2 protein-coding genes are annotated in these 1597 nt (G+C 62.3%); both read right to left on the bottom strand.

Annotation, left to right across the window (positions count from 1 at the left end; genetic code table 11):
- On the bottom strand, nucleotides 1–998 hold a 998-nt coding region (locus ACFVSJ_RS24415; RefSeq protein ID WP_387439704.1), incomplete at its 3' end, for a DUF3445 domain-containing protein.
- A partial coding sequence (locus tag ACFVSJ_RS24410) for a flavin reductase family protein (protein WP_387439703.1) occupies nucleotides 995–1597 on the bottom strand: 603 nt, incomplete at its 5' end. The genes ACFVSJ_RS24410 and ACFVSJ_RS24415, both read right to left, overlap by 4 nt.

Raw genomic sequence — 1597 nt, 5'->3', positions numbered from 1 at the left:
TAGCCGGCGAGCAGCCATTCGGAGGCTGCCTTCCGGTAGTTGGTGATGCCCTTGTAATCGGCCATATCTTGGGGGAGCTCGGCCAGGATGTTGCCGAACCTCTCGCGCCAGGCCGGAACCTGGGCGATGTCCGTCAGTGGTAGGAGGTAGCTGCGGATCAGGAACAGCAGGGTGCCGGTGTGCGGAAGGCGGACCAGGTGCTGGACTTCGACGCGGAGGTAGAGCTTGTCCGGCATCTCGGGATCCGTGGCGATGGTGCCGCGGTCTGGACCCCATTCGGGATAGGTCTCGGTGGAGGTGTCCAGGCGGCGGCCCACGGTCATGGTCCAGTTGGTGCGGCGGAATTGCTCGCCCGGCTGGAGGCGCATGAGGAACTGTTCGGCACGCTGGATGATGTTTTCTTCCTTGACCCGGGGCACCGGGCCGTGGATTTCCAGGAAGCTCATGCCGACGTCGAAACTGAAGGACCAGTCCGCTGCGAAGCTGACCACGCCGGCGTCAAGCCACATGGTGTTGTCGCGGATATCGAGGAGGACGATGTCATCCTGGATCTGCGTGCTGAGGAACCGCAGAGGTTCCATCGGCAGTGAGTCATCGTCGCCAATGGTGAATTCGATGTCCAGGTCCTGCAGGCTGTTGTGCCAGTGGCAGTGGTTTCCTTCGCGGTGGAAGGACATGATCTCCGGGTTTTCCTCGGCCATTGACGGAAGCAAGGTGGCAATGGTGTCCCAGACGGCCGGTTTCATGTGGGGCAGGACCTGTGCGCGTGAGGGATCGCGGTTCAGGATCCGTTCGCGGTCGGCGAGTTCGTCGAGGTAGAACTCATCGATGTCGATGAGCCCTTTGCCCCAGGCTCCGGCGTCCGTTGCGATGTTCTTATTGGCGGGTTCCACGTTGGCGCTGTAGCGGTAGACCTCGTCCCGGAACGGGAACGGGAACTTCCTGATGCGCTCCGGGAGGGACGCGGTAACGCTGTCTTGGTCGATCGTGATGCTCAAAGGTCCAACTCCAATTCGGGGTCTTCGCTGCGTGAGACACAGCACATCATTGTGGTGTTCGTGGCCTTTTCCGGATCCGTGAGGTACATGTCCCGGTGCTGGGGGGTTCCTTTGAGGACGGGGAGGACACATTCGCCGCAGATACCCTTGCGGCACATGTTGGGAATGGTTTTCCCGGCCTTCTCCAAGGTCTCCAGCAGGGAGACGCCGGCGGGAACGTCAAGCTTGAGGCCGCTGCGGGCAAGGTTTACGGTGAACGGCTCGCCGTCGTCGAGTTCAGCTGCGCCGAAGGCCTCGGAATGGAGCCTCGACTCCGGCCAACCGGCTTCGCGTGCTTGGTCCAGGACGGCGTCCATGAAGGCAAGGGGGCCGCAGGTGTAGAGATGCGTTCCAACGCCCTGCCGGGTGAGCTGCGCGGCGAGGACCTCTTGGAAACTCTCGCGGTTGCTGCACTCGGTCAGTGCTGGTCCCAGCAATTCCCTGGCTTCTTCGACATGCGCTCCGGCTCCGGGCCGGTACACGTAGATCAACGATGAAGTGGTGCCGCGGTCTGCGGCAGAACGTGCGTGCGAAAGGACGGGAGTGATTCCGATCCCAGC

The sequence above is a fragment of the Paenarthrobacter sp. NPDC058040 genome, from assembly GCF_042885775.1.
GTDB lineage: Bacteria > Actinomycetota > Actinomycetes > Actinomycetales > Micrococcaceae > Arthrobacter.
The sequence above is the reverse complement of the archived record's forward strand: the minus strand, read 5'-3'. Positions and strand labels throughout refer to the sequence as shown.